General features: G+C 54.2%; 17 protein-coding genes. 9 read left to right on the forward strand and 8 right to left on the reverse strand.

The genetic code is table 11. The features are described from left to right. Window positions 1-482 precede the first annotated feature (482 nt). Genes CGZ80_RS02695 through CGZ80_RS29200 form a run of 5 tightly spaced genes read left to right on the forward strand, consistent with a single transcriptional unit; the run spans window position 483 to window position 12,017 of the window. Window positions 483-3,914 carry a hypothetical protein gene (locus CGZ80_RS02695; protein WP_094411224.1) on the forward strand — a complete coding sequence of 1,144 codons (3,432 nt, stop codon included), beginning with the start codon at window positions 483-485 and terminating at the stop codon, window positions 3,912-3,914. Window positions 3,915-3,938: 24 nt separating this feature from the next. Next, a complete protein-coding gene (locus CGZ80_RS27815) occupies window positions 3,939-8,777 on the forward strand; it encodes a GMC oxidoreductase (RefSeq protein ID WP_158222519.1) in 4,839 nt (1,612 codons plus the stop codon). Continuing rightward, entirely contained in the window at window positions 8,774-10,150 is a 1,377-nt protein-coding gene (locus tag CGZ80_RS02705) for a hypothetical protein (protein WP_094411225.1), read from the forward strand. The genes CGZ80_RS27815 and CGZ80_RS02705 overlap by 4 nt, the downstream gene beginning before the upstream one ends. Continuing rightward, window positions 10,150-11,214, forward strand: coding sequence for a hypothetical protein (locus CGZ80_RS02710; RefSeq protein ID WP_094411226.1), 1,065 nt, complete (start codon window positions 10,150-10,152; stop codon window positions 11,212-11,214). Before CGZ80_RS02705 ends, CGZ80_RS02710 begins: the two co-directional genes overlap by 1 nt. Before the next feature lie 8 nt (window positions 11,215-11,222). Next, the gene (locus CGZ80_RS29200; protein WP_158222520.1) at window positions 11,223-12,017 is read left to right on the forward strand and encodes an MBL fold metallo-hydrolase; all 795 of its coding nucleotides are present in this window, start codon (window positions 11,223-11,225) and stop codon (window positions 12,015-12,017) included. 361 nt (window positions 12,018-12,378) lie between these two features. Here CGZ80_RS29200 and CGZ80_RS02720 read toward each other — a convergent pair whose 3' ends face one another. The 3 genes from CGZ80_RS02720 to CGZ80_RS02730 form a co-directional block, all read right to left on the reverse strand. After that, window positions 12,379-13,260, reverse strand: coding sequence for a hypothetical protein (locus CGZ80_RS02720; protein ID WP_143543710.1), 882 nt, complete (start codon window positions 13,258-13,260; stop codon window positions 12,379-12,381). Between the two features lie 129 nt (window positions 13,261-13,389). Continuing rightward, entirely contained in the window at window positions 13,390-16,209 is a 2,820-nt protein-coding gene (locus CGZ80_RS02725; RefSeq protein WP_094411229.1) for a protein kinase domain-containing protein, read from the reverse strand. After that, window positions 16,206-16,829: an RNA polymerase sigma factor gene (locus tag CGZ80_RS02730; RefSeq protein WP_158222521.1), complete on the reverse strand. Its 624-nt coding sequence runs from the start codon at window positions 16,827-16,829 to the stop codon at window positions 16,206-16,208. Before CGZ80_RS02730 ends, CGZ80_RS02725 begins: the two co-directional genes overlap by 4 nt. A gap of 221 nt (window positions 16,830-17,050) precedes the next feature. Between CGZ80_RS02730 and CGZ80_RS02735 the strand changes: the two genes are divergently transcribed. From CGZ80_RS02735 to CGZ80_RS02745, 3 genes are all read left to right on the forward strand, one after another. Next, window positions 17,051-18,772: a choice-of-anchor Q domain-containing protein gene (locus tag CGZ80_RS02735; RefSeq protein ID WP_143543711.1), complete on the forward strand. Its 1,722-nt coding sequence runs from the start codon at window positions 17,051-17,053 to the stop codon at window positions 18,770-18,772. Window positions 18,773-18,890: 118 nt separating this feature from the next. Next, window positions 18,891-19,571 carry a PEP-CTERM sorting domain-containing protein gene (locus tag CGZ80_RS02740; RefSeq protein WP_094411232.1) on the forward strand — a complete coding sequence of 227 codons (681 nt, stop codon included), beginning with the start codon at window positions 18,891-18,893 and terminating at the stop codon, window positions 19,569-19,571. 69 nt (window positions 19,572-19,640) lie between these two features. Next, window positions 19,641-20,540, forward strand: coding sequence for a hypothetical protein (locus CGZ80_RS02745; protein WP_094411233.1), 900 nt, complete (start codon window positions 19,641-19,643; stop codon window positions 20,538-20,540). 522 nt (window positions 20,541-21,062) lie between these two features. On the opposite strand, the gene CGZ80_RS02755 is transcribed toward CGZ80_RS02745, so the two are convergent. After that, on the reverse strand, window positions 21,063-21,848 hold the full coding sequence (locus tag CGZ80_RS02755; protein WP_158222522.1) for a glycosyltransferase: 786 nt from the start codon (window positions 21,846-21,848) through the stop codon (window positions 21,063-21,065). A 148-nt stretch (window positions 21,849-21,996) separates the two neighbouring features. Between CGZ80_RS02755 and CGZ80_RS02760 the strand changes: the two genes are divergently transcribed. After that, window positions 21,997-23,001, forward strand: coding sequence for an NAD(P)-dependent alcohol dehydrogenase (locus CGZ80_RS02760; RefSeq protein ID WP_094411236.1), 1,005 nt, complete (start codon window positions 21,997-21,999; stop codon window positions 22,999-23,001). Between the two features lie 86 nt (window positions 23,002-23,087). Here CGZ80_RS02760 and CGZ80_RS02765 read toward each other — a convergent pair whose 3' ends face one another. The 4 genes from CGZ80_RS02765 to CGZ80_RS02780 all read right to left on the reverse strand — a co-directional run bounded on the left by CGZ80_RS02765 (window position 23,088) and on the right by CGZ80_RS02780 (window position 26,914). Further along, the gene (locus CGZ80_RS02765) at window positions 23,088-24,011 is read right to left on the reverse strand and encodes a glycerophosphodiester phosphodiesterase (protein ID WP_094411237.1); all 924 of its coding nucleotides are present in this window, start codon (window positions 24,009-24,011) and stop codon (window positions 23,088-23,090) included. 183 nt (window positions 24,012-24,194) lie between these two features. Next, the gene (locus CGZ80_RS02770) at window positions 24,195-25,076 is read right to left on the reverse strand and encodes an alpha/beta hydrolase (protein ID WP_094411238.1); all 882 of its coding nucleotides are present in this window, start codon (window positions 25,074-25,076) and stop codon (window positions 24,195-24,197) included. Window positions 25,077-25,091: 15 nt separating this feature from the next. Next, entirely contained in the window at window positions 25,092-26,624 is a 1,533-nt protein-coding gene (locus CGZ80_RS02775) for a polyamine aminopropyltransferase (protein ID WP_094411239.1), read from the reverse strand. Further along, window positions 26,621-26,914, reverse strand: coding sequence for a DUF350 domain-containing protein (locus CGZ80_RS02780; RefSeq protein WP_094411240.1), 294 nt, complete (start codon window positions 26,912-26,914; stop codon window positions 26,621-26,623). Before CGZ80_RS02780 ends, CGZ80_RS02775 begins: the two co-directional genes overlap by 4 nt. Window positions 26,915-26,934 lie beyond the last annotated feature (20 nt).

Raw genomic sequence — 26,934 nt, forward strand, 5'->3', positions numbered from 1 at the left:
CCGTCTTTATCGATCTCGACAGTCAGCGAATCACGAGCGGGGTTCGTCTTCGGGACGCTCAGTTATTGCCAACGATTTTTGATTGAAGTCCTGAGGTTCAATACGGGGCAAATCGTCTACCGGTTTCATTCCCCTTGTCGTCCGTAGAACGTCGGCAGGTAGTCTACAAAAATCTAGCACTGCGTCCCTTCTTGGCCTTGCGCCGGGTAAGCGGTGTCGCACCGAAGTTTTTGCCGATCGCAATGTTTGCCGAACGCAATGAACGACCAGGCTTTTGGCAGGTACTGAGCGAATGGCGCCCGCGATCACGTGGTGTGATGCAATCGGCAATCTTTGTTCGCAATCAAGCCGCGTATCAGTCCAACTTGACTCAACACGTCGAAAACCACGTCGAAAACTCTGGCTGCGTGAGAGAACGCTGTGGAGTTTAGCAAGTGACCATTGCGGATGCTTACATGACTGATCAATCATCGAGACATGCAATGCACGATTCATACAAACGGCTTGGCAGCGCCTGCAAACGCTGTTCGCTTACTATTGAATGTCTGCCGATCGTGTTCGTGATGTTCTTGTTCTCGGCGGGATGCACTGATTCCGGTTCGGTAGAGCCCGAAACCGACGAAGCCATGAAGCGGGCGTTAAAGGAAGGTGTATCAGTTAAAACAGCGGCGTCCTATTTCAGCTATCGATCAATCGACGATGAGCAAGCGGATGTAACTGCGGATTCAGACGGTTACGGAAACGATTCGAGTGAATCATCGGGGGCTTCCGGGGAGAGCGTGCCTAGCAAACGTCGGCTTGCCGTCTATGACTACTTTCGTGGGATGGATGCGATCAGCAAGCAAGTCGGCGAAGGAACGGTTCACGACGCTCTCTTAACATACGGAGAAGAAGGTGCCCTACCCCAGCGAGACTCCAAGGTTGTCGATGTCGAATTGAACGAAAGCGAAATGGTGGGGCGGAACACCTGGATGGCCTGGTGTGCCGGAAACGAAGGATTCTGGGATTGGTTGGCAACTGACAGTCTCGGCTTTATCGACCTTGTTAAATTGATCGACACTCGACAACGCAACTTGCGTTTTCGTGAGACGGGCTTGATCAACGAACCTGAGATGGATCGTCGTGGTGAGCCAAGTGAATTTGGGATTTGGCTAGACACCCCCCAGGATCCACGTATTCGTCAATGGCGATCCAAGTACCTCAGCAAAACGTTTCAACAGATTTCAGAGGGACGGCACAAATCACAAATCGGACTCAGTCGGCGGGTCGCGAACGGTGATTACAGTGGCGAGCTTTTATACAAAGGGGATCCGCAAGAATACGAAGGGCGACGCGGTTATGAGTATCCGTCGGAGTATTGTGAGGAACTCGACGAAAGCGAAGCCGCGTTTCTAAACAGCAAAATCCCGCCGCCAGATATGTACGGCATTTCTAGCGGAGTGATCGGGTTGCGTTTGTTTCCGAATCCATTCTTTGATTCCCAAGCGAAAGCAAATTGGGATTCGGAACGGTTCTACAACGACAAGTCTTACTACTCCGATCCAAAATTGGTACGTCCGTTTCGCGTCGGTATGAGCTGCGCGTTTTGCCACACTTCGTTTCATCCCCTACGACCTCCGTCCGACGAAAATTATCCACAATGGAAGAACCTTTCAGGGAATATCGGTGCACAGTACCTGAGTATGCGGGCAACAGTGGGTGCGCAGTTAACTCCCGACCAATTCGTTTACCATCTCCTTGAAAGTCAACCTCGGGGCACGATTGATACTTCTCTGATCGCATCGGACAGTATCAATAATCCAAACACCATGAATGCGGTCTTTGGGTTGAAGCAGCGTGCATATCTGTCGCTGTTCAACCCGAAAGAGAAAATTTCGAAGGCGAGCGCACAGCTTCCATCGCTGTGGGGGGCACCGGATCAAGTGTCAACGGGAGGTGCGGCGGACGCAATTCCGGAAGAGATCGTCGACGATCTAAAGCAGGCTGGACTTTACGATCGAGTGAAGCAGTCCAACGAAAATCCACGCCATGTGCCGCGTATCCTGCTCGATGGTTCGGATTCGATTGGAACTTTCGGCGCACTCGCCCGCGTCTATCTCAATATCGGCACCTACTGGGAGCAATGGAATCAACTTCACCAAGTTGTCATCGGTTTCGAATCACAAAAGCCCTTCAAGCTAAATGACTGCGACACGAACTCCGTGTACTGGAATGCGACAAAGCAGCGCGTTCCAGGCTTGCGCGACTACTTCTTGAAGATTACCCCGACGATGCCGCTGCTTTCGACACCGAACGCAAGCAATCGAATGATCGCGGTTGACCACGAGAAAGCGAAACGCGATGCCAGTTCGAATCATCTCCCCGTTGGCAAGCAATATGAGAAGGAGCGAGCCCTGCATGTCGACTTGAGTCAACTGGAGCGAGGGCGCCAAGTTTTTGCCAAAAACTGCATCGTCTGTCATTCGAGTATTCAACCGGAGAGCATGAAATTTCTGCTCGGTGAGGATGCTCCAGAAGGCGATTTCGATGAATTGATTCGTGAACGCGAACGAGTTCGCCTGTCCGCAGAGACTTCCGGCGAATTCTGGGAGCATGACCCCGCGCAGTGGTTTGAGAACGAGCAGTATGCGAGATGGGCGAGTGCGGTGGTCGACGTCTCGGCGTTTTGGTCAGAGAATTATCTCTCGACAGACTATCGCATTCCCATCAGCTTGGTTGGTACGAACTCGTCGAGGGCCATGGGAACAAATGGTCTGACGAGTCGAATGTGGGAGGATTTTGCCTCCGAGAGTTATCGCATGCTACCGTCACCTGGTGCGATCTCTTTTTTCAATCCATATGCTGGGGAATCAGGCGAGTACCAGACGTTTATGCCCCGGCACAAGACGTCGAAGGGAACACCGAGCGGTGGTGGTGGAACCGGTTTTTATCGTGTTCCAAGTTTGATGTCCATTTGGGCGACGGCGCCATTCTTGCACAACAACAGCCTCGGATTGTTCAACAACGATCCATCTGTCAACGGGAGACTCGAAGCTTTCGATGATGGCATTCGAAAACTCCTTTGGCCCGAACGACGCCTGAAGAGCAGCAGTTACAACGGTGCGACTGAAGAGCGACTGCGTCGTGACCATGGATTGATCTGGCGCACCACACAAGAAACCTATCTTGCAATCGACGCAAAACGAGTCCCGTATTTTGCCCGTCGACTGCCTTGGATTGATCGGCTTTATAAAAAGCCGTTTCTCGGTTGGATTCATTCCGTCCGCCCTCTTTGGCTGCCGAGCCTCATTCTCTTTCTCGGATCGCTGGTACTGCTCTTGGTCAGGAACCACAAGTCACAAAAGAAGGTGGCGATAGGTATTGCTGCGGTGGCAATCTTGTTTGTGATCGGATTCTGGTTCGCAAAGGCATATCCGCAGAATTGGCTATCAAACTGGTTGGCCCAGTTCTATCCATGGTGGCTAGTCCCTGCGACGCTTGTCTTCGTTGCAGTTTTAATTTGGCTACCACTGTCTCGATGGTGGATGCGACGAATCAGTTATTTGCAACTCATCGCGGCGCTGCTTATTGGAGCAGGGATCTATTTCAATGCAGGAAGTCTCGGTGATGTGCGATTGGGGCCGATCCCCGCGGGTACTCCAGTGAACTTGTTGTCCAACTTTAATCCCGATGCCCCACGTGCCGATCAAATCGCGGCAGCGCGAATGCTCACCGCAGGACTCGCGGAAATCGAATCGAGACATCTTGATACCGAAGCCGCGACAGAAGTGATGAAAAGCAAGATTGCGCCAACGTTGATGAGTATCAACAAATGTCCAGATTTCGTAATGGATCGCGGGCATTATTTCCCTTGGTTCCGCAACATGACGGATGACGACAAGAACGCGTTGATCGAACTGTTAAAGACACTCTAGCGGCTACTACGTGGGTATCGGGTAATGGCGAGCGACTATCAATCTACGACGACGAATCAAGAGTTCGATTACATCATCGTCGGTGCCGGTGCAGGAGGTGCTCCGCTAGCTGCTCGGCTCGTGCAGGCGGGGAAACGGGTGTTGGTGATCGAAGCCGGTTCAAATCACACACAGCGTGGCCCGCTCGATCCAGGCAATGAAGTCTCGCGTGTCCCGTTGTTACATGGTGCATCTTCAGAACACCCGGACCTATCGTGGCGATTTTTTGTTGAGCACTACAACAGGACCAACGGCAGATTGCCGAATGATCTCCCCGAAGATCCGAAACGACATGTTCCGGACTTCGAAGCTGGTGAAAACGAGTCGCACGCAGGGATCTTCTACCCAAGAGCCTCGGGGGTCGGTGGTTGTACGATCCACAATGCGATGATCACGATCGCCGGTCCAGATTCTGATTGGGACGATATCGCCAGCTACCTCGGTGATCCGTCTTGGAGCGGTAAGCGGATGCGAGCTTACTTCCAACGAATGGAGCACAATGATTATTTGACCCCACCGGATCGTCGACGTGAGCGTCCGTGGCGAGCGCGGTGGCTTTATGTCAAAAACTGCATCCGATTCTTGATTGGGCGCCGTCCGGATACGAGCGGAGGGAAACACGGGTTCGACGGATGGTTGCATACAAGCTTTACCGATTTGGCGATTGGGTTGGAGGACAAGCAACTCATCAAAATGCTCAAGGCTGCCCTGTGGGTCGCAAAGAAAGAAGGTCTGGAGAACGCTTGGTCGCTCGTTCGAACGTTTTTGAAAGGGAACATCGTACGTTCGCTCGATCCGAATCACTCCGACACACAAGCAGACAGCCCCGAAGGGGTTGTGATGATTCCGTTGGCCGTTTACGGCGGGAAAACGACGATCCATCAAAATCGGGCAACGCCCTATGCTAGGTTGGGGCACCGTAGCAGTCCTCGTGAATTGCTATTGGAAACCCTCGCACAGTTTCCGAATCGTTTAACAATTTGGACCGACTGCTTGGTCACGAAGGTGTTGTTCGACGAGGCGGAACGACCGCGTGTGGTTGGTGTCGAACTACAGCGGGGTGAACGGCTTTACCGCGCACATGTAAAACCCGAGCAACAAGACGGCCAAGTCGAACAGGTTCGCGTTGTCAGTAATGGCGAAGTCATACTCTGTGGCGGTGCCTTTAATACTCCACAGCTGTTGATGCTTTCTGGGATTGGCGACTCGGAACAGCTACGAGACGTCAGCGGACAAGCAATTCCCTGCCGAGTAAATTTGCCAGGAGTCGGACGAAATCTCCAAGACCGATACGAAGTTTCGGTCGTCAGTCAGATGAAAAAGGATTTCTCGCTGCTTGAAGGAGCGACGTTCGATATTCCTCCAAATCCAGATCAGCCTGATCCCCATCTACGTCGCTGGCGTGAAGAGGGGACTGGACTGTATACGAGCAATGGCGCTGTGTTGGGCATCTTCAAACGGTCGCGACCGGAACTTCCGCAGCCAGACTTGTTCATCTTTGGGATTCCATCACAGTTTCGAGGATATCAAACGGGCTATTCGAAAATTGACCGACACAACCTTTTCACTTGGGTAATCCTCAAGTCGCACACGGCGCATAGCCAATCAGGATGGGTCAAGCTTCGGTCGCTCGACCCTCGCGATACGCCGCTGATCAACTTCAATTACTTCGGTACCGGCGATATCCATCAACGTAGTGCTGGTGAGTCTGATGTCGCCGCTTTGCTGCACGGGGTGAAGTTCGTTCGCAAGATTGCCGACGCGGCCAAGTCAGTTGTTGTCGCGGAAGAGCATCCGGGAAATGAGTTTCTGAGTGAGTCTGCCGCGATGAATTGGATTCGCCGCGATGCGTGGGGGCATCATGCATGTGGGACTTGCAAGATGGGCCCAGACCATGATCCGAACGCGGTATTGAACAGTCGATTCCAAGTGCGGGGTGTCGACGGACTTCGTGTCGTAGATGCTTCAATTTTTCCGAAGATCCCCGGATACTTCATCGTCAGCAATCTTTATATGGCCAGCGAAAAAGCGGCCGACGTCATTCTGGATGATGCCAAGCGGCACTTGGGGCCAGACACGCCAGTCTATCCTTTGTCGGTCCGGCGTGACGAGGCGGCTGCGATCGCTCAGCGACGACGTGGAGAGTTTTTCATCGAACTTGATGACCCAAGTGAGCATTCCATAGATCACGCCTCTCAAGAAACGGGAGAACCGCAGCATCCGACGGGTACCGACAGCAGTTCCTCTTTCTCACAACCACCCAACCGAACTGCATTTCCAAAACCACTCGCCGATTCAGGTGACTGGAACTCTGGTGTCACTGGATTGGCACTTTCTGGTGGCGGTATTCGAAGTGCGACGCTCTCACTGGGCGTTTTGCAAAGCCTCGCGAGGCAGCATTTGCTTCGTAGAGTCGATTTCATGTCAACGGTTTCCGGTGGTGGCTATATCGGTGCGTTCCTAGGACGTTTCTATGACCGTTTTCGTAGCGATGGGGCAAGCGACCAAACACGATCATCGATCGCTGACCAGGTTGAGCAAACGCTCGTATCGCCCGACTCGCCAACGCTGCAATGGCTGCGTAGCCACGGGAACTATATTGCACCGAGCGGCCGAGGAGATGGTCGCCTGAACTTCGCAATCTTTGTTCGAAATTTGCTCAGTGTCCACTTGGTCATCGGCTTCGCATTTTTCTCCGTATTCGCGATCGCAAATGCGATTCGCTACGTCTTTTTCGATCAAGTTTGGGCGGGAACGGGAATCTTGATCAGCCGTACCGAAATGCCAATCGGACACTTGATCACAGCTTGGCTAGGTCCGTGGTTTAGTCCGTGGTTTATCCTGGTGGAATCATTGCTACTGTTTCTTGCCTTGCCACGGATCATTGGCTATTGGATCGTCTCACAGGACAGACACGAATCATTCAAGTCCGTTTCACTTGTGCTTGTGTTTTTTGTATCTGGTATTTTCCTTTATCTTGGTGTCGCGAACGGACTGAAGCTGGACCTCGTCATCCTTGGATTGGCACTTCTCAGCTCATTGATACAAGTTGAACTAGCATGGGCGCGTGGACGCAAACGTGAAGCTGCTGTTGGGACCGGTGGCGTTGAAGCACAACGATTGAGGACTCGTAACTATTTGACGTACGACTTGGGGTTGGCATTCGCAGTTACGGGAGTTGCTCTGGCTTTCACATTGATTGATTCGCTTGGCCACGCACTTCAGGAATGGAAGATCTCCGGAAATGTCACCTATGCAAAAGCGTTTGCGGCGCTTGGCGGGACAATTGCCGCACTGACGCCCGTGGCACGCTGGCTAGCCGGATTGTTTCGTGACAATGCGACAGGGAAATCGACGATCTCTCATCTGTTTTACCGCGATATGGTCGCTGGTGTATTAGGGATTGTGCTCTTCACTCTGCCGCTGGTGCTGTACTGTTTTGCCGCACACGCGGTCTACCGTGGCGGAAATGCGATCGGAATCGGGTTGGCTGTGACGGTGTTTGCATGCATCGTTACCGTCGCATTTGCGTTGCCAGATGCATTGACCTTTGTGAACCGATCGTCTCTCGCACAAACGTATTCGGCTCGGCTTGCGAGGGCCTATCTGGGTGCCTCCAATCCAGCTCGTCATCGTCCCGAGGGTTTGAATGTGACAGAAGTTGTACCTGGCGATGATGTGGCATCGATCCGCAACTACAAGCCATACGAAGCGACCGGGCCGTTGCATTTGATCAACGTCACGATCAATCAAACGCTTGATGATGGTTCGAGGTTGCGGAAGCGAGATCGGCAGGGAATGAACATGGCCATCAGTCCTTTGGGTGTCACCATTGGCGAGAAATGGCATAGCAAGTGGAGCGATACTTCTGCGGCATGCAGAAGCGAATCGAGTAAAGTACCATCGGGATTGTCCGCCAACGGGCTAGCGGCAGGGGCGGAGCATCCGTTAGTCGACGAGCTTGGACGCGACGCTGATCGAGCCGAAATGTTGTCGCTACGCCAATGGATTGGGATCTCTGGCGCAGCGGTCGATCCCGGACGTGGGCGGACGACCAACATGGGAACGGCTTTGTTGATGGGCCTTGTTAACTTGCGCACTGGCTATTGGTGGGACAGCGGAATCGCCGAGGCGGCACGAAGTGGTTTCCCCAATCTTTCGGCAATGCGTCGATTCCTCTATCTCGTACCGCGTTTCTTTGCGACCCAAAGTCTGTTGATTTTCGAATGGCTTGCTCGCTACCCCGGGCCGTGGCAGCGATTTTGGTATCTTTCCGATGGCGGTTTCTTCGAAAACCTGGCCTGCTATGAACTGATTCGTCGGCAGGTACCCAGAATCATTGTCAGCGACGGGGGCGCCGACCCCAATTACGAGTTCAGTGATTTCGCAGAACTGGTGCGAAAATCACGAATCGACTTTGACGCAAGAATCGAGCCGTTCACAACGAATGAGCTGAATACCCATGTCCCGGTTCCTATCCGAGAATTCGTGGGCACACTTGAAGAACTCGCTCCTGAAAAGGAGACAGGCTATTCGACAAAGCATGCGGCTTTGTTTTGGGTTCACTACAACCAATTGCCGGGATCACGGCGGTCCGTGTTGCTACTACTAAAAGCATCAGTTACCGGGGATGAGCCCAAGGATGTACGCAACTATCAAGCAGAGCACCCTGAATTTCCACATGAATCAACCGCCGACCAAGTGTTTGACGAAGCACAGTGGGAAAGCTACCGCAAACTTGGTGAGCACTGCGGTAATCGCATTTTCAAAGGTGACTGGTTTTGGAAAATTCAGTTGCCGCTCAGCAAGGAGGACGCATCATGAGCCGATTGGTCTATTCGATAATCGCATTGGTTTCGTTGATGATCGGCAGTCACGCGTGGGCTTCCGATCATGCGGATCCCATGGAGTTGCTGCTTAGGCAACCACAAGAAGGCGCGATTACTGACCTGTTTGTTTTTCCGGTTCTTGCGGATGAATCTCCAGCATTCCCGTATGATCGAAATGCCGGTTTGCCACTTCATGACACGCTCGCCGACATCGTTCGGCAACCGCTTGATGACGACCAACAGAAACAAATTGATTCACTCGTTTTCATTTTGTGTGTTCGTCGACAGCTCACGGACTCAACGAAATTGAAGCTGGAACCCTACACCTATCGGATTAAGGTTGATCTGGATAGCACGGTCGAGTTCCCAACTCAGAAGGACCTTGAAAGTGATCGTGAAAAGCGTCTTATGCGTCCAATGATTCCGGACGGTCATCACCATCACAATGATGATGCTGCGGACCTGGGGGTTGTAGAAGCGTTTGCTCGCTATGGTGGGAAAATCAGTGAACCAACAACGATCCATGAAGACCTGACCATTGAATTCCGCTTGGACAATCAAGCGGTGCTCAAGAGTGTGAATTTTGATGGCGTTGGATCCGCTGCAGTGAAGGCTGCATGGAAGAAAAAAGACAAGCGGCTTGTCGCGACATCAGGCGTTTTTGATGACCCATTCATCTTCCCTGGCTTCTTTGGAACAAATGTTGTTGGAATCGCAATTCGAATTCCGTTGGATCTGTTTCCTCGCGAAAAGCTGGATCTGCTAATTTGGGCGACTTCCCACAAGGGCGGTACGCGGATCGACCACGTTGGGCGATCATTGCGAACACAGAATCCTCGCTTTGATTGTTTAAACACACTCGAGCCGAGCGAACATGTCGCGGCGTTGCTCCAGGAAAGAAAACATCCGAGCTTAATGCGCGACATCGCGTTGCAATTCAACGTCACATCGTACTTCGCGTTTCGCGAGTGGGATTTCGTCCCCGATGTGATGTGTTACAGCACAAGGTACCCGGTCGGATTTCCCAACGGACGGTTGTTAACTGATGATGTTGCCGCAATCTTGGCCCAGCATGGTGATACGTTGTTGTATGAGCTTTCATTCCAGGATCGGAAGGGAGGATGGCCGCGAACCTCGACGAATGATCGAAGTGCTGACCCTAATACCCCCGGGGCATTTGAACCAACGTTTCCTTATTTGCTTGCGCCACATCCTGATTCGGCGCAGCCCGGTCCTCGCCATTTGACTTGGGCGAATTTCTTGAAAATCATTGGGATCGTAGTGCTGTTCATTGCGATTCTGATCTTCACTCATTGGGCATTCGCTCGGTGGTATCATCGACGCAAACTTCGTCGGCGGTACCTGTAATGAAAATCAATTCATCGTTTCTTGGAAGTCAAGGTAGCGGCCCTGAAGACAATAGTGATGGATCACGCTATTCGGAAGTGAAGGACGCCATGTTCCGAAATGCCTACTATCTGGACTGGGGCACAAAGGGCGATCCACCACTGCCAACATACGAAGTAACGTTGGGCCGTGTGATACGTGGGATCTTGCCAGGCGCGTTGCCTTGGCTGTTCAAGCAAGCAGCAAAGCGTGCTGTCGATTCAAATGCAGATTTGCGTTGGGGCGAAAATCAGCAGGGGTTTCGCCGTCTGCTTCACCCCAATGGAATTTGTCTGTTCGGGCGATGGGAAATCGATGCTGAGAGCGAGTACAGTGGCTACTTCGAGCAAGGGAGCAATGCACTGATTGTCGCGCGCTATTCAACCTGTTGCACCGAAACACGCCGCGGCTTTACACGTTCTTTGTCACTCGTTGGGAAATTGTTTCCGACAACTTTCCCAGATCATCCTGAGCCGCTGCGTACCGCGAATTTCTATACTCAAGAAGATATTGGCGGGACTAACACCGTCTATATTAATGAAGCTGAGTTGCGGAACGCTCCAGACGTGACTCCTTGGCGGCGAGGATTGGCGCTACCCATCCTCCTGCTCAGCGGGATCGTGTTCAAAGTCGTCGATCGAGAGCCCGCAATTCGGCAATTGCATACCATTGCAGAACTTGGAAAGCCGGAGGGTGAATCAACCCGAGCCCCAAAATTCATGCGTTTGACGGTCTCTCAAGATCAGCCGTACATCCGGGGCGACGACATCGACTTTCGAGACGAGATTTTGGAACAACTTTACGACCGGGGAAATTCAAACCCAAGCGGTCGAAAGTTGGTTTTCAACATTGAGGTCACCGACGATGGCGTGCGACATGGTTTCCTGAAGCAACGCTGGCAATTTCGTGGCTGGAAACACATCGGACGTATCGAATTCACCGAAGCAGTGGCATCTTACAACGCAGACTTTGTTGTCCATTTTCCGCATCCAAAATGGCGGACGGACCGGAACGATCCGAAGACCCAACTGCGTCCAACGCGATAGAGCGAAGCATGCAGATTCACGTCACTCATTTGTCTACCGCATGTATCCTTCTGGAAATCGGTTCCTTCAGGATTCTGACAGACCCCGTCTTCGACATCGGACGGCAAAGGTATCGTTTGGGGCCAGCGGCGTACGCGACCAGATTTATCGGTCCGGCGCTGGCACCGGTATCACTTCCGCCGTTAGACCTTGTCTTGCTGACGCACGCTCATCACCTAGACAATTTAGATGTATTGGGTGAACAATTTGTAAAGACAGCGCCGCGCGTACTTACTGGAACACGTGACACTGAGCGAGCGGGCGACGGCGCGCAGCGGCTAAATGTCTGGGATTCAACGACCATTACCACACAGGAAGGAATTGAAATCAAAATCACCGCAACACCAGCGCTGCACGGGCCGCGGTGGCTTCCTGAATCTTGGCACGTGATCGGGTTTGTTTTGGAATGGAAAGGCCAAGAGAATGGCGGGATCTATATTTCGGGAGACACAGTGTGGTTTGGAGGGATTCGAAAAATTGCCAATCGATTTAGAATCGGGACCGCAATTTTGCATCTCGGAGCCGTGAATTTTTGGCCTCCGTGGCCTTCTTTCTTGTTGCGATGCACATTCAATGGTCGAGAAGCGGCTCGCTGCGCACGGCGACTGGAAGCGAAGACCGTCATTCCCGTTCACTATGAGCGTTCCGTTTGGACGCACTTCAAAGAGTCCACTGAAAGTTACAACAACGAATTCGCCGACGCAGGAGTTGGCAGTCGAGTTCGCTGGCTTCGGCAAGGCGAACGAAGCGAATTAGTGGTTTGATCCTGCGTCAGTCAATTGCGGCCGACGTTCTTCCAGGCAGCGAAAGACTGGTCGGTTGAACAGAGAAGATGACTTTTCCTGCAAACTGCCGGGCTATTCTTTGGAGGTCGCCGTCGATCTCGTCGAGTTCCTTCGGGGCTCGCTTTGAGTGGTTGCTTGTTGGAGAGCTTTGACAAGATCCACGACGGAGAGACGGGGAGCTGGTGTCGTTGCAGTCGGGGTGTTTGAGTGCTTTCGACGTAGTGGATTTTGTTAAAAATCCTCTGGGTTCTGTTTTCGGATCTTTGACAAGATCCACTACGGTGGGCCGCGAGACCGGGAGTTTTAACTAAATCCACTACGGGGCTAATGCGCTTGGTGGTTAGAAGGCGTGGCGGAGTTCGAGGCGGAGAATGTTGCTGTACCAGTTTTGGTCGGTTAAGACGGTGCCGTAGCCGACGTAGAAGCTGGTTGGTGATGCAGACTGACTAGCGGCGATGCGGAGGCCGAGCTTTAAGTTGACGATGGCGTCGTTGGTGGCACTGTTCCTTTGGCCGCTCGCGTCGCTTCGCAAACCGCTGAAGACGTGCCAACCGACTATCTCGGCCACCGGGGAGACATTCAGCGCCGGCCCTTGGTGTGCTTTGTAGCTGGCGCCGATTCCATAACGCAGCACCCCGCCAGCGAAGTCACGGCTCGGACCGGTGCCGCTGGTCGGTGGTGCCGTCGAACCGCCGATGGGAATCCAATACCGCAGCTCTGATTCGATTGTCAGGTCCTCGCTCGGACGCATCAGGCTTAGCAACCCCGGCTCCAAACTGACGTGATCGGTGCTCAAGCTTTTGCTGGCGTCGCCGGTTGGGAAGTAGCCTTTTAACTGAGCGGTCAGAATCGCGTTTTCGCTTTCGAGCAACGATGCCTTGAGACCGGCCTGCATGTCGTACAGGTTGCTGGTGTTGTCATTGACCACCGGATCGATCCAGCGATACGGGACTTCCGCAAACAGCGACAGGTTCTCAAAACGCTGCCACTCCAAGTATGCCGCAACCTCTTGGAAATGGTCGATGCCACGTTCCAGCTTTGGCGCGCCAGCGACGCCGTACTGGGCGTAGACAAATTCGGCACGGTCGGCGAAACGGCTGGACGAGGCGGAATCAAATCGCAGTCGAACTTGATTGCCAGGCACCGCCGAATCGATGTAGCCGACGCCGCTGTCACCGACAACGATCTGGGCAGATGCGTCTGGTGACGTCAACAGCGCCAACGATAGAACAATCGCAATGGGAATCAGGCCAACGCGGCTACTGCCTCGATTGCACATATCCGACGGCTTTTTAAAGGAGGGTCGATGGACGCCAAAGGAAAACTTATCGTCGTTATCGGCACGACCCGATCAATCGTCCAACCTTTCCAAGACCGACCGCTGAAAGGCGAGGTGTTGGTCAAGAAAGCTTTGGATTTCAGGGTTCTGGGGCTGTCGGCGAAGCGCCGCACTCTGGCTTTCGATCGCTTGATCGACAGATTTTTTGGCGGCATCCCAGTCGCCGTCGCGCGAATGCAAAAATCCGATCCCGCCCAGCAGTCGTCCCCTTAGGCTGTCAAACCGTGCTTCGGTGTTCGCAAACTCGGGGAACTTCACCGCCATCTGATCCAGCCGTTCCAAAGCTGCTTGAAATTCCGCCATCGAACCTTGGTTGCGTCCGAGCATCGCCAACGCACCGGCGACACTGTTGGACGCGTTGGCAGACTCATAGAGGTAGATTGGAATGCCGGGAAACTGATCGCTCAACGTCGTCAGCCGTTCGACGGCATCTTGGGCAGAGTCCAACGCCTTTTCTTTTCCGCCCGCCGCGTCTGTCAGCAACAGGTTCCCCAAATCGACCTCGGCGACTGCCAAGCGAAACTGGTGATCGCGATTGTCTGGTTCCAGCGCCAGCGTTCGTTGAAGGTGCTCGATCGCTTGTTCATAGGACTGGCGTGCATTCGCGGTTCGGCCCGGAACCTTTCGCAGCAGAACGCCTCGATTGATTTGAGCTCGCGCGAGATCAGCCAAAAACGTCGCCCGCATCCTATTCGAAAGCGACGGCTCGTCGGTCAATTGTTTTAGCAGGTCGATCGCACTCGAAAAGCGTTCTTCTGCGATCGAAAAATCACCGGTTTGAGTGAGCAGTAGCCCGAGGTTGTTAAGCGTTTGGCTGCGTTCGAGTTTGTAATCGGTGTTGCGGGGGAATTGTTCTTGAAGCTCTGTTTGCAGCGCTAGCCCACGACCAAAGTAAACACGCGCCGTATCAGGATCAGTCACACGCAGCGTTTCCCCCAGCATCGTGTGCGCACGTGCCCATTGCACCTTGAGTTCGATGTCCCCCGGTGACTCCTTCAACAGTGAATCGAGCACTTCAATTGAGTCGCGAAATGCCACTTCGGCTTCATGGCTTTCGCCAAGCAAGCTGTGCAGCAATGCGATGCGGTATCGAGTCCGGGCGTATTGATTCCAGAGTTGTGGATTGCTGGGGCGAGACTGCGAGAGTTGTTGATACAGCGACAAGGCTCGGTTGAGCAGTTCGCGCCGCGCGGTTTGCATTTGCGGCACGTGCTCCAACGAATCGCTGGCGTAGCTGGTGACCATGTTGTGGATCACGTTCAACGAGACCGCGAAAAACTCTTCGGCTTCTTCACGTGCTTCACGTTCGCGTTCGACAAGCTGACGGAGGCGAATCGACGAAACCAAAGAGATCGTCGCAATCAATACTAACAAGAGTGCGATCCCGCCTGCCATCGACGCGACAACGGGGTTCCGCCGACACCAGCGAATTGAACGCTCCACGCGACTGACGGGACGTGCGAGGATCGGTTCCCCGCGAAGGTATCGATCGAGGTCATCCGCCAAATCGGCCGCTGTCGCATAGCGTTTGGAAGGCTCCTTCGACAACGCTTTCAGTGTGATCGTTTGCAGGTCAGCATCGATTGCCCGGTTCAACTCACGAGGCTCGACGGGTTCTTCATCGATGACTTGGCGCAGCGTTTCAATGGCGGAGGCCGACTTGAATGGCGGCCGGCCAGTGAGGCAGTAATACAGCGTCGCGCCCAAACTGTAGATATCGCTAGACTTGGTACAGCGTGATGCGTCTTGGGCTTGCTCCGGCGACATAAACGAAGGCGACCCCATGACCTCGCCGGTGTGCGTGCTGCTGGCGATTCCATCGTCGGTCGCTTTGGCCAAGCCGAAGTCGGCGACGTAGGGGCGTTCGGCAAAGTCGGAAGTGCGATCAACGCTTCGTCGTTCCGTGTTCACACGGCCTGTACCGCGAAGCTCTTTCGTTACACCCGTGGCATCAGCAGATTGCGAGTCCTTCGTGTTGGTGTGATCGTCGCTGGTACGATGGGAGGACTCGAGCGTGATGGCGGAAGCAAACGACGCCGCACGGCTTTCGCGAAGCAAGATGTTTTGTGGTTTCAGGTCGCGGTGCAGAATTCCATTCTCGTGGGCATGGTCGATCGCGAAAGCGACTTGCGACATCAGCACGGCGACACGACGGTTTTCGATCGGGCTTTCCTGCACAACTTTCGCCATGCTGGGTCCGTCGATGAATTGCATCGAGTAGTACAGCGTGCCGTCGACTTCACCGACATCATAGATCGTCACCACGTGATCGTGATCCAAGCGGGCGGCCGCTTGAGCTTCGACGCGAAACCGCTTCTTCCAGATCTCCGCACGCTCCGGCGTCAACATCGACAGTTGATCGGGGCGGATCAATTTTAAAGCGACGATGCGGTTGGCACTCTTTTGACGGGCTTTGTAGACCAACCCCATGCCGCCCGATCCGATTTGCTTCAGCAGTTCGTAGTCACCGAACTCGCCAACAAAGTTGACTGGGGGCTTGTCCTTTGCCGCAGTTCCACGCGCGGACGCGTTAGCTTGTTTGCCAAGCACATGGTCTTGCGTTTGGGCCAGCGTCGGATCGTCGCCGGAATGCGATTTAGGTGCAGCATCGAAACTGAACGCGCCGTCGGATGCGAGTGTGGGCCAGGCCAAGTCACCTTCGCCGAGCAGCGTTTCGACTCGGTCAGCATCCGCCGTGCCGGCTTCGGCCATACGTTCCAGCCGGTTCTGGCAAGACTCACACTCGCCAATGTGATCGAGCAACTCATCGCTTTGCGACTCATCACCGCTCAACAGCATCCGCAAGGACTGGTCGGGAGGGCAGTCACTCATCGCGACTGTGGCGGCAGGAGTTCGGCTTGCTCCAACATCGCGACCTCTTCTTGCAACATCTTTTTAACCTTGCTCTTCGCGACCCAGACCGCGCCGACCTTCATCTCCAAAAGCTCGGCAACCTGTTCGCCGCTGCGGCCATTGCGTGTTAGCTCTTCGAAGGCTTGCCAAGTTTTCGGCTGCACACGGTCGCGGACGCGCAGCATCGCTTGTTCGAGCAGTTCCCGTTTCCACTCGGCTTCGAGCTGTTCGGCAAACTGGTCGCCATCACTGTGTTGTTGCAGCAATTCGTGGATCACCGTGTCGCCCGTTGCGATCGCTTGGCGTTGTCGTTTGGACAACATGTCCGACCAAGCGCGGCGAGCGATGGTGCGGAGAAAGCCGCGGAAGCGAAGTTGGTCATCGTATTCGAACGAGGCGGCTTGTCGCGAGAACGCTAACAAAACCTCTTGGACGATGTCGTCCGCATCGGACATTTGCATGCCCCAGCGGCGACACCATGCGGACACCAGCGGCGCGTAGCGAGCCTCGAAACGCAGCCACGCGCTTGCGTCATCGGGTTTTGATCGAAGCTGCCCGAGCAGCGTTGGGCTGGTGGAAAGGTCGGATTCTTCGCTCACAAAAGTTGCCCGAAAACGAAGTTTCAAAAAACAGGAGATTCGCCATTAGGTTTGCGAAAAATCGCAGAAGTACCCGCCAAGAAGACCACTGGCACCCGCTCCAGTATAGGAAACGGGCGAGCAAATTCGAATCGGGCGACGCGACACCGTTCAGTGAACAACTGCCCCCAAACGATCACCAGCCAAAATGCTTGGGAAGTTTCAAAACAATGTATCAAAAAATGAGAGACGCTTTTCAGACGCGTTCGCGGCGGAACGCACGCTCACGTCGAGTCGGTCAGTTCGAACGGCTGGAAAACCGTAAGGTCATGACTGCAACGCTGGGCAGCGTCAATGATCTCGCGTTTGCGAACTTGGAAGCCGAAGTTGGCAACGTCGTTCGAGTCGACTCCGCCACGGATATCGACGACGGTGATTTTTCAACCGGGAATCTGTCGCTGCGAGAAGCCATTCGTTTGTCGAATGAATCAGACGCGATCGACACGATTGCGTTTCACCAAAGCTTGTCGGGTTCGACGATCACGTTGACCAACGGGCAGCTCGAAATCAGAGGCTCCGTCACGATCGAAGGACTCGGGGCGAAAGAACTGACAATCAGTGGCGGTGGCCAAACGCGGATCTTTGCTGAAGTTGGCAGCGGAAAACGCATCATCACGATCAATGACGTCACGCTGGCCGACGGAAACAACTTGACCGGGGCGGCGGGCGCGTTCTTTTCCAATGGCAGTGACGTGACCTTCAACCGTGTTGTCATGACCGGAAACGCGGCCCGCAACAATGCCTCAGCCCTGGAAATTGCATTCGGAAAGCTGACGATCAACGACAGTGCGATTGTAAACAATCTTGGCAGCGGTGCCGGGGCACTGCGACTGCAAGATTCTCAAGGCACGATTACCAATACGACGATCAGTGGAAATGGAACTCGTGCGATCAGTCTTTTCAGCCCGTTTACCAGCGGTGCGGATCGTCTTTCGTTAACCAATGTGACGATCGCCAATAACCAAATCGGAGGCATCGAAATCGTCGGCAATGCGGGCGAGATGTTGGTGGAGTATCAAAACACGATTTTCGCCGGAAATAGCGGCGGCAACATTGTTGCTCGTGGGAATAACCTCGCGGGCGTTTCGATCGTCTCGCAAGGCCACAACTTACTGGACGACACGCCAAGCGGTGACGCTGCACATGCCACAGCCACCGGAGACATGCGAGGGACGGATCCGTTGCTCGCGCCGCTAGCAGATAACAATGGCCCGACCCCGACACACGCATTGATGGCGAATAGTCCAGCGATCAATGCGGGCGACAACGACCTGGCGGTGGATTCAAACGGCGTCCCACTGAACTTTGATCAACGGGGCGAGGGATTTGCACGCGTGTCTGGCGATACCGTCGATATCGGTGCATTTGAATCGGACAACTCTGGACCGCAAGTGGAATCCATTTCCATCAATGGTGGTCAGGCGCAACGCAGTTCGGTCCGTGAAATCACAGTCACGTTCAACGAAGTGATCGATCTGAAACCCACCGATTTTGTGATCGAAAAGCTCGGCAGCCGAGTCCCGATCATCCCGACGCTTTCGACAACAATCGTTTCCGGAAAAACGGTCGCCACCTTAACGTTCGAGGGCGAAGAATTCGTTGGCGGTTCCCTTGCTGACGGCCGCTATGAACTGGTCATCACTGACGCGATCAAAGACCGTTCCGGCAACCGCTTTGACGGCGATAACGACGGAACCCCCGGTGGTGCAAGGTTTGAAGAATTCTTTCGTCTCTACGGCGATATCAATGGTGACCGGACCGTGAACATCATCGACTTTTTGTTTTTCCGTAGGGCCTTCAATGACCCGTCTGCCTTTGACGACGCCTTCGACGCGAATGGAGATAGCGTGATCAACATTCTTGATTTTTTCCAGTTCCGAGGCCGTTTCGGAAAGACGCTCTAATCGCGTCTGGCATTTCAGTTCCAGTGTTTAACAGTGCCGCGTTCTAGTTCGCAAATCACGCGAGAAAGCATGCGGTAACCCACAACCGATCGTTTCAATTTTCAGGGAAGCCCAACAGATGATTTTCTCTAATTGTGTCCGCTTGCTCGTGTTTTCCGGTGTCGTGTTCGCAGGTGGATTCACTTGCCGCGCCGAAGTGATTTTGCAATTTTCAATCGACAACGGGAATACCTTCGGAAACTCATTCGACATCCAAAAGGACTCTCGCACGTCCGTCGGAGTTTACCTCGCCGAAATCTCACCAGAGAGCATTCTGAGTGATCAAGGGCTGTTGGGATTCGGACTGGTTGCCGAAGTGGTGTCCTCAGAATCAGCCGGAGCGATTTCCAGAACGGCGATCGCGGACGCGTTCGATTTTATATCGACCAATGACTTCACAGGGCAATCGTTCGCGTGGGAAGCCGCCGCGTTCGGCAACGTTCCGCCCGCAGGCCCTCGACTTTTGCTTGGCGAATTTGATTTCGATTCGATTGGCGAAGGGACGACCACATTTCGTTTCGGCGATATCCAACCGGGCGTCGGTAGCATCAATGCGAACTGGCTGACAGCGGCTGGCACGGAGTTGGACCAATCGATCTTCGGGATCGGGGCACTCGATACAACGAGCTTGTCGCTGCGAACCTCTGCGGTTCCCGAGCCGACATCTGCGATCGGTTTGATGGCTGGCAGCATCGCGATGCTGGTGCGTCGCCGTCGGCGACCGATAACGATTTCAAAAAAAGGATCGATCTGCCGTTAGGTTTTCCAAACGTCGCGGAAGTACCTGCCACTCAGACCGCCGCCAACACGTTTCACAAGGAGATGTCCAATGATCTCTCAAATCGAATTTGCTCGCCAGTTCACCACCGAACTCAAGCGTGATTACCTGAGGGACAACCAATGGTTCGCCAAAGTGTGTGAAGACTGGACGCAGGAAGACATTCTGACGGAATTGATCAATGCGGCCTACAAGTTGTATGTGGCAACGGCGTCCAACGCACTGAAATTGACGGTGCTGGGCGGGACAGAGATCCGGATGGATTCGCAGTTGGTGCGTTCCTTTGGCGTGACCGCCGCCAACGGAATTCAGGACGAGAAAACACGCGAGATTGTGCAAAAAGAACTCCTTCGTCGCAGCTCTCTTGCGAAGTCAAGAAATGATGCGGCCACCCGTATGCCGCCGAGACTCAGAAGAATCAATCGTGTCACCAAGGTCGGCAGCATTCTGAGCGAGAGACGCTGGAGCCCGATCCTTAACGACACGTTGATCATCGGTGCGATCACCGGCCGCCAGCACTTCGTGTTGGCCCTGACAGAAAACGAGCAACGTGCATGGGAGTTGCAGCACGACGGCAAGTTCAACAAGTTTTCCGTCGCCCGATCAACATTCGACAAGAATGAGTGCAAACAAGCATGGAAGGAATTCCTGCAGCAACAAACCCAGATGTTCTTTGACGACAACTACGGTAACCCAAGGGTCTTCGCTCGCGAACTGATTGGGCTTTGCACGTTTGGCTACAAACCGGAGTTCTCTTGGCATCAGCTGGGCTTTAGCTACTCCAACAATGGAGAGCACGCGGCGCTGAACTTTCGAAATTATGTTCAAGCCTTGGCCAATATCAATTTCCAAGACGCCGACCGAACGTCGCTTTTAGAAAAGCTAGGCGAATTCCTGTTCGAGGATCGGACTGCGTTAACCCATAGGAGAGCCGCCGATTTGGTCGGCTAGCTTCCGCCCTCGTAGTGGATTTTGTTAAAAATCCCCTGGGTTCTGTTCCCGGATCTTTGACAAGATCCACTACGGGGAGTCGGGGTGCTGGTGTCGTTGCAGTCGGGGTGTTTGAGTGCTTTCGACGTAGTGGATTTTGTTAAAAATCCCCTGGTTTCTGTTCCCGGATCTTTAACAAGATCCACTACGGGAGAGGCGGAGTGCTGGTGTAGAGCTGTGTTGATCTATGTTTTGGGATCGGACTTTTATCGAAGAGGACGAATGGCAAATTCACTGCGTCGCCGATCCGAAAAATAAATTGCCTGCCGGTCTTCGGCGAGCGCTTCGAACTGCAACGTGGCGGCGGTTGAAAGTAGAGTGCTGCCAGGCCGTTTCGAATCTCATCGGCCCAGATCGCGTCGCACCGAAAACAGTCGTTGCGGGGATCGAATCGAAATGGCACCGCTGCTGCGAATACTTGGGTAAGTATCGAACGTTCGAAGCCCGACAGCTTGAGCGTGCCTTCTTGGAATTCGATTGAGCTTATGAACGGGCTGGACCATCCTGTCCGGGTGCGAGTCGTCGATCACCGTCACGATAGGACACGACGTCAGGGTGTGGTGTTTGCGAGTTGCGAGGAGCCATTCCAATCCACAGGAGACGCATGTGGTACCAAAACCCAAACTCGCGTGCTTTGCGAGCCGAACTATGGATGCGATTTCGTAGCAGGTGCGACCGACCATATAAGACAGTCAGTCGCTTGCTGAGCGCCATGTCTTCGCCTTCGCAAAGGCCCTCGGGAAAACCGCCCGCACCTTCGAATGCGTCGCGTCTGACGAAAAAGTAGCACCCGTAAGCGCACTTGCACCACCGTGCGTAATAGAAGTTGTAAAAGATGCCAAGGAAAGACGCCCATCGAGGGCACTCGTCAGAGGGCGCGACGAGAGCTGAACCCCATGTGGCGCCTTGGTCCAAAGCGGTCAGGGTTTCCTTCAGCAGCAGCGGATCGACCACGGTGTCGGCGTCGACAAAGATCAATCGTTGTCCGTTGGAAACAGAGAAACCTCGATTGCGAGCAGCGCCAATATCACCACCGCCGGATTGAACCGTCATCGCACCGTGCGTCTGGGCGATGGTTAAGGTGGCGTCTTTCGAATCGTCATCGACAACGATGACCTCGTAGTCGTCAGCGTCCAGCAAGCCAGCTACCGAACGACGGATCGCCAAGATCGTCGACGCGATCAAGGCCGCTTCGTTGCAAGCGGGAACGATGAAGGACAGCGTGGTCGTCAAAGAGGTTTCCTCGTCGCTGGGAACGGAAGAAAGCACGGTCGCCAGCCCTTGGGAGGGGCATTCAGTCTGGCGTGCTCGTGCACCAAAATCAAGGCGTCGGGAGCTAGCCTTGGCCCTACGATGAAGGGACAACGAAGTTACCACGCACTTTTCAAATACAAGCACGATTAAAACAAGGCAACGAATGTTCAAAGCGTACGCCGCAAGCAGTCCAGACAGCAAATTCGAAGTGATCGAGTTTGATCCTGGACCTTTGGGTTTGGACGAAGTCGAAATCGATGTCGATTACTGTGGGATTTGCCACAGCGACTTGAGCATGAAGCAAAACGATTGGGAGATGACCAGTTATCCGTTTGTCGGCGGTCACGAAGTCGTCGGACGCGTTACGAAATTTGGCGATGGCGTCGAAGGCCTTGACGTCGGCCAGTTGGTCGGTGTCGGCTGGACTGCGTCGTCGTGCCTGCGTTGCGACCAGTGTCAAAGCGGCTACCAAAACCGCTGCCCTGAGGCAGTTGGCACCATCGTCGGCCGTCACGGCGGTTTTGCCAACCGACTACGCTCGCAAGCGGCGTGGACGATCCCGATCCCTGAGGGTGTGGATGCTGTTGACTGTGGGCCGCTGTTTTGCGGCGGATTGACGGTGTTCAATCCGTTCGTCGAAAACGATATCAAGCCGACCGGTCGTGTCGCCGTGATCGGGATCGGCGGGCTGGGGCACATGGCGTTGCAATTCGCGAACGCTTGGGGATGCGAAGTCACCGCATTCAGTACGTCGCCTGACAAAGAGAGCGAAGCTCGTGAAATGGGCGCTCACCATTTTTTGAATTCGCGTGACCCCGATGCCTTGCAATCGGTCGCTGGCAAGTTCGATATGGTGCTCGACACGGTCAACGTGAGCCTGGACTTTGACGCCTACCTGAGCACGCTTCGTCCCGGCGGTATCTTCCATGTGGTTGGTGCGGTCCCCAAAATTGAAGCGACGGGCTTCTCGCTACTGATGGGGCAAAAGTCGATCAGCGGTTCGCCTACCGGCGCGATTGTCCGCGCTAAGGAAATGCTTGAGTTCTGTGCCCGGCATTCGATCAAACCGATGATTGAAACGTTTCCGATGAGCGAGGTCAACGAAGCGATGCAGCACCTCGCCGATGGAAAAGCACGCTACCGAATCGTGTTGAAATCGGATTGGTGAGCGACGGGAGTTTGACCGAGCCTGAATCCAGGTGTGTGACAAGGCAGGGGCCACGTCACAGGCCTTCATAGCACTCATGCTCGGCGTTAGCGTTTTGCCGATGCCTTGTTGACCGCGGCGGTGAACCGTTTCGGTTCGTCGGTCGCATACCAGCGGATTCCGATCGCCATCAGTTCGGCGATCGATTCGTTGTCAAATTGGAATGGGAAAACTTCCAAGTCGATCTCGGCGGCTTGAGTCTTTGCAAGTGCATCAGCCAAATACTCACGCTCGATTTGGTAGCGAAAGTCACCCGCTTGCTCTTGATCGTGCAGGTGCAATTGCACTTGATCGACACCGTCAAAATTGGATGCGACGACAATTTCGAATTTGTCTTTGATCTCTTGCGCGGTTCCGCCGATCCAAATCATCGTCCGCAGGCCTTCGGTGATCTGTTTCAAGGTCTTGCAGTCGGACTGTCGCGGGCTGGCAATCAGGATCTGCTCGTTCACAGAGTATTGGTCGATCAGTTTGCCGAGTTTGGCCAAATCGACATCCTTGAGATCCAGATAGACGAGCCGCTGCTTGTCTTCCTGCATCTTTTGAAAGACCTCTTCGAGAGTCGGCACGATCTCTCCTTTGAAGTCTTCGCTAAAGCGGACGCCGGCATCCCAACGACGGATTTCGTCGAACGCCAGCTTGTTGATTTTGGTTCCGCTGATCGATGCGGGGGCATTCGTCGTGCGCGCCATCGTCGCGTCATGCAAACAGATAACGACACCGTCTTTCGTCGTGCGAATGTCAAACTCTGGGATGCCGCCAAGGCCCCAGGTATACATTGCGGCGCCGATGGTGTTGTCAGGTGCTTCGTGAGCACCGCCACCCCGGTGGGCTTGCCAGTAAACTTTCGACGCATCGTCACCGGCATCGGCAACCTGTGCAGCCAAGGTTACTGACAGCACCACAGCGGCCAACAACGCAGACTTCGACGTTCGGACAAGGGACGCAGGGATGATGGCGAGCGACGGCATGTGAATTCGACCGGGGATTTGTTTGGAAGGCAGGTCTATTGGTGTGGGCCGAGATTATAAATCAACGCCGCCATCGCCAAACAACCACCCAGATTTGTCGAAGGACTGTCCTTCGCGAATTCTTCACGTGAACGCGAAATCGCTTTCGCAGTTCGACGGCCCTGATGCTTGTGTCGCTGATGCTTACTTCGCAGCGTCGAACTGTTTCTTGAACCACTCCAGCGATTCGGTGATCGCCTGGGGCATGTCGTTTTCCAAGCCGTGTCCCGAATTTTCATAGAGGATGAATTGGTTTTCGACGTCAGTGGCGTCCATCTTGTCGTGGATCATGCGGCCTTGTTCGGGCAGGACTAACGTGTCTTTTCCGCCAGAGATGATCAGGCAGGGGGCGTCGTCAGCGGTCACGTGATACAGCGGCGACACCGCTTTGGCTTCGTCTTTGGTAATGTCCAGAGCTGGGAAACGTCGGTACTGGTCGGCCAGCCCTGGAGTGCTCCAGACATAGTTCGTCAGATCGCTTGGCGGCACCAAGGCGACGCCTGCGGTGATGCGACTGCTTGTCTTTGCCAACGGATCGTCGGACTCGGCATCACCGTCATCGCCGGTGGTCGCCAGCATCAACGTCAGATGCCCACCGGCACTCATCCCGATCACGCCGATTCGATTCGGATCGATGTCATACGATTCTGCATCGCGACGAATGAACCGAATCGCTTGCCGGACGTCGCTGACCGCTTCGGCGATCGAATACCGAGGGCTGCTGCCATGCCGGACGGCGAAGGTTTTGTAACCTGCGGCAAGGAAGGGCGAGAGAATGAATCGGGTCTGCTGCGGTGGGTTCCACTTTGAATGCCAACCACCGCTGACGATGAACACCACTGCCGATCCGTTTGCAGGTGACGTGGGTTCAAAGACGTCAAACGTCAGCGCCAATCCGTCTTTGTGACCATAGATGACTTCGCGATAATCGTCGTCGGCAGCAGTCACGCTGGAAGCAGGAAGGGTGAGACTCAATAGAAACGTCGCAATTAGCCACCAAAGAAAACGTTGCCACCGCTTCGACATGTGAGACTCCGTGAATCAATGCGACCATTCTTGTTCGTAATAGCGGACCAAAACCTGATCGTTCAAGCGATTGGCTTCGATTTCGATCGGCCGAACATCGACAGGCAAATCGAACATCGCGGCACGATTGGATTCGTCAAGGTAACGCAGTCCGCCGGGCAGTGTTTGTAACGCCAAGTAACGCCCATCCGTTGTACTTTGCAGCGGCGTCTTGCCGGCGAGCGCAAACCCCCAGACCCCGAACGTCGGCACCGACGCACGGTAACCGCGCACGTCAAAACCGGCTTGGCGAATCGTTTCCAGGATACACCAGTAGGACTTGGGAGCGACCAATGGCGAGGTGCATTGGACCGAAACGATCGCATCCGCAGTCAAGCGTTCTCGTAACATCGCGAAAAACCGCGTCGTATACAGCTTTCCGACCGAATAGGTGCCTGGATCCGGAAAGTCGATGATCGCGGCGTCAAATTGTTCGTCGTCTTCACCGATCCAGACAAAGGCATCGCGATTGATCACGCTGACTCGTGGATCGGAGAGTGCCCATTGATTGAGTTCCACCAGAGGGCCGAACTCCGTCGCCAAGCGTGTCATCGCCGGGTCCAGATCGACCAACGTGACTGACCGAACGTCTGGGTAACGCAGGATCTCGCGTACGGCCAAACCGTCGCCGCCGCCGAGTACCAGGACATTTTCGAAGCGTTTTGCCGCACCGATCACCGGATGCACGAGGGCTTCGTGGTAGCGATACTCGTCGCGTGAATTGAATTGCAAGTGACCGTTGAGATGCAACTGGAAATCATCGCGTTGTTCGGTCACGACGATACGTTGGAATTGAGACTGCGTTGCATAAACGATCGGATGATCCAAGATCGCTTCTTCGGACCAGTGGGTGAACGTGTCTGCTTTAATAAACACGACCGCCAAGATCCCGACGACAACAAAACCACGTCCGCGAAGCCCGGCCAATCCGCGACTAGAAAGCAATGGTCGCAGCAAGTAGGTGCCCCAAAGTCCGACGGCGGCGTTTAACAATCCAAACAAAAGCGACGTCCGCACTAAACCCAAACGCGGCACCAGCAAGACCGGAAACAACACTGACGCCAGCAGCGCTCCGATGTAGTCGAACGTCAAAACGCGGGCCACCAATTCGCGAAAGTCCAGATGTTCGCGCATGATCCGCATCAGTAGCGGCAATTCCAACCCCACGAGCGTTCCGATCAACACGACCGAACTGAACAACGCCGTCTGGAACCACGCGATGTGACCGAAGGCAATAAACAGTAGCGGCGTCGACAGTCCGCCCAGCAAGGCGAGCGCAAGTTCGATTTCGATAAAGGTGCGGGCGAGACGTTCGTCAACGTATTTCGACAGCCACGAGCCGATCCCGAGGGCAGACAAATAAACGCCAATCACAAACGAAAACTGAGTGACGCTGTCGCCAAGCAGATAGCTGGCCAACGTCCCGGCGAGCAATTCGTAAATCAGCCCGCACGTCGCGATGACGAGAACGTTTAGATACAGCAAGTAGTTCGGCGCGCGATTGATCATCCGAGGATGGCTGCGGCGATGATGAGAGAGATACCTAACACGATCGCGCCGACGATTGTCCCGAGTGCTTGATTGTGTTCCTCGACGATCTCATGGTAGATCGAAAAAGGCGTCAGCTTTTCCATCACGAGGATACAAACGCCCAAGACGATGATCCCGATCACCGAAAAGATCACCGCGGCAAGGACGTGGCCGCCGAGGATGCTCATTCCGGATGCCGCTTCTTGCGCAGCCGGCAGCCCGGATGACGTTGCTTGCGCCAAAGGCAAGAGGACTTGAAGAGGTTGCATGTTTCGCTTCTCCGTTGCTG

It is taken from the genome of Rhodopirellula sp. MGV (assembly GCF_002251265.1).
Taxonomy (GTDB): domain Bacteria; phylum Planctomycetota; class Planctomycetia; order Pirellulales; family Pirellulaceae; genus Stieleria; species Stieleria baltica_A.

What these genes read in the sequence shown, in the direction of transcription:
- CGZ80_RS02735 (WP_143543711.1), top strand. Translation starts at nt 17,051, where the DNA reads ATGAGAGACGCTTTTCAGACGCGTTCGCGGCGGAACGCACGCTCACGT.
- CGZ80_RS02710 (WP_094411226.1), top strand. Translation starts at nt 10,150, where the DNA reads ATGAAAATCAATTCATCGTTTCTTGGAAGTCAAGGTAGCGGCCCTGAA.
- CGZ80_RS02760 (WP_094411236.1), top strand. Translation starts at nt 21,997, where the DNA reads ATGTTCAAAGCGTACGCCGCAAGCAGTCCAGACAGCAAATTCGAAGTG.
- CGZ80_RS02775 (WP_094411239.1), bottom strand. Translation starts at nt 26,624, where the DNA reads ATGATCAATCGCGCGCCGAACTACTTGCTGTATCTAAACGTTCTCGTC.
- CGZ80_RS02765 (WP_094411237.1), bottom strand. Translation starts at nt 24,011, where the DNA reads ATGCCGTCGCTCGCCATCATCCCTGCGTCCCTTGTCCGAACGTCGAAG.
- CGZ80_RS02770 (WP_094411238.1), bottom strand. Translation starts at nt 25,076, where the DNA reads ATGTCGAAGCGGTGGCAACGTTTTCTTTGGTGGCTAATTGCGACGTTT.
- CGZ80_RS27815 (WP_158222519.1), top strand. Translation starts at nt 3,939, where the DNA reads ATGGCGAGCGACTATCAATCTACGACGACGAATCAAGAGTTCGATTAC.
- CGZ80_RS02705 (WP_094411225.1), top strand. Translation starts at nt 8,774, where the DNA reads ATGAGCCGATTGGTCTATTCGATAATCGCATTGGTTTCGTTGATGATC.
- CGZ80_RS02745 (WP_094411233.1), top strand. Translation starts at nt 19,641, where the DNA reads ATGATCTCTCAAATCGAATTTGCTCGCCAGTTCACCACCGAACTCAAG.
- CGZ80_RS02780 (WP_094411240.1), bottom strand. Translation starts at nt 26,914, where the DNA reads ATGCAACCTCTTCAAGTCCTCTTGCCTTTGGCGCAAGCAACGTCATCC.
- CGZ80_RS02740 (WP_094411232.1), top strand. Translation starts at nt 18,891, where the DNA reads ATGATTTTCTCTAATTGTGTCCGCTTGCTCGTGTTTTCCGGTGTCGTG.
- CGZ80_RS02695 (WP_094411224.1), top strand. Translation starts at nt 483, where the DNA reads ATGCACGATTCATACAAACGGCTTGGCAGCGCCTGCAAACGCTGTTCG.
- CGZ80_RS02725 (WP_094411229.1), bottom strand. Translation starts at nt 16,209, where the DNA reads ATGAGTGACTGCCCTCCCGACCAGTCCTTGCGGATGCTGTTGAGCGGT.
- CGZ80_RS29200 (WP_158222520.1), top strand. Translation starts at nt 11,223, where the DNA reads ATGCAGATTCACGTCACTCATTTGTCTACCGCATGTATCCTTCTGGAA.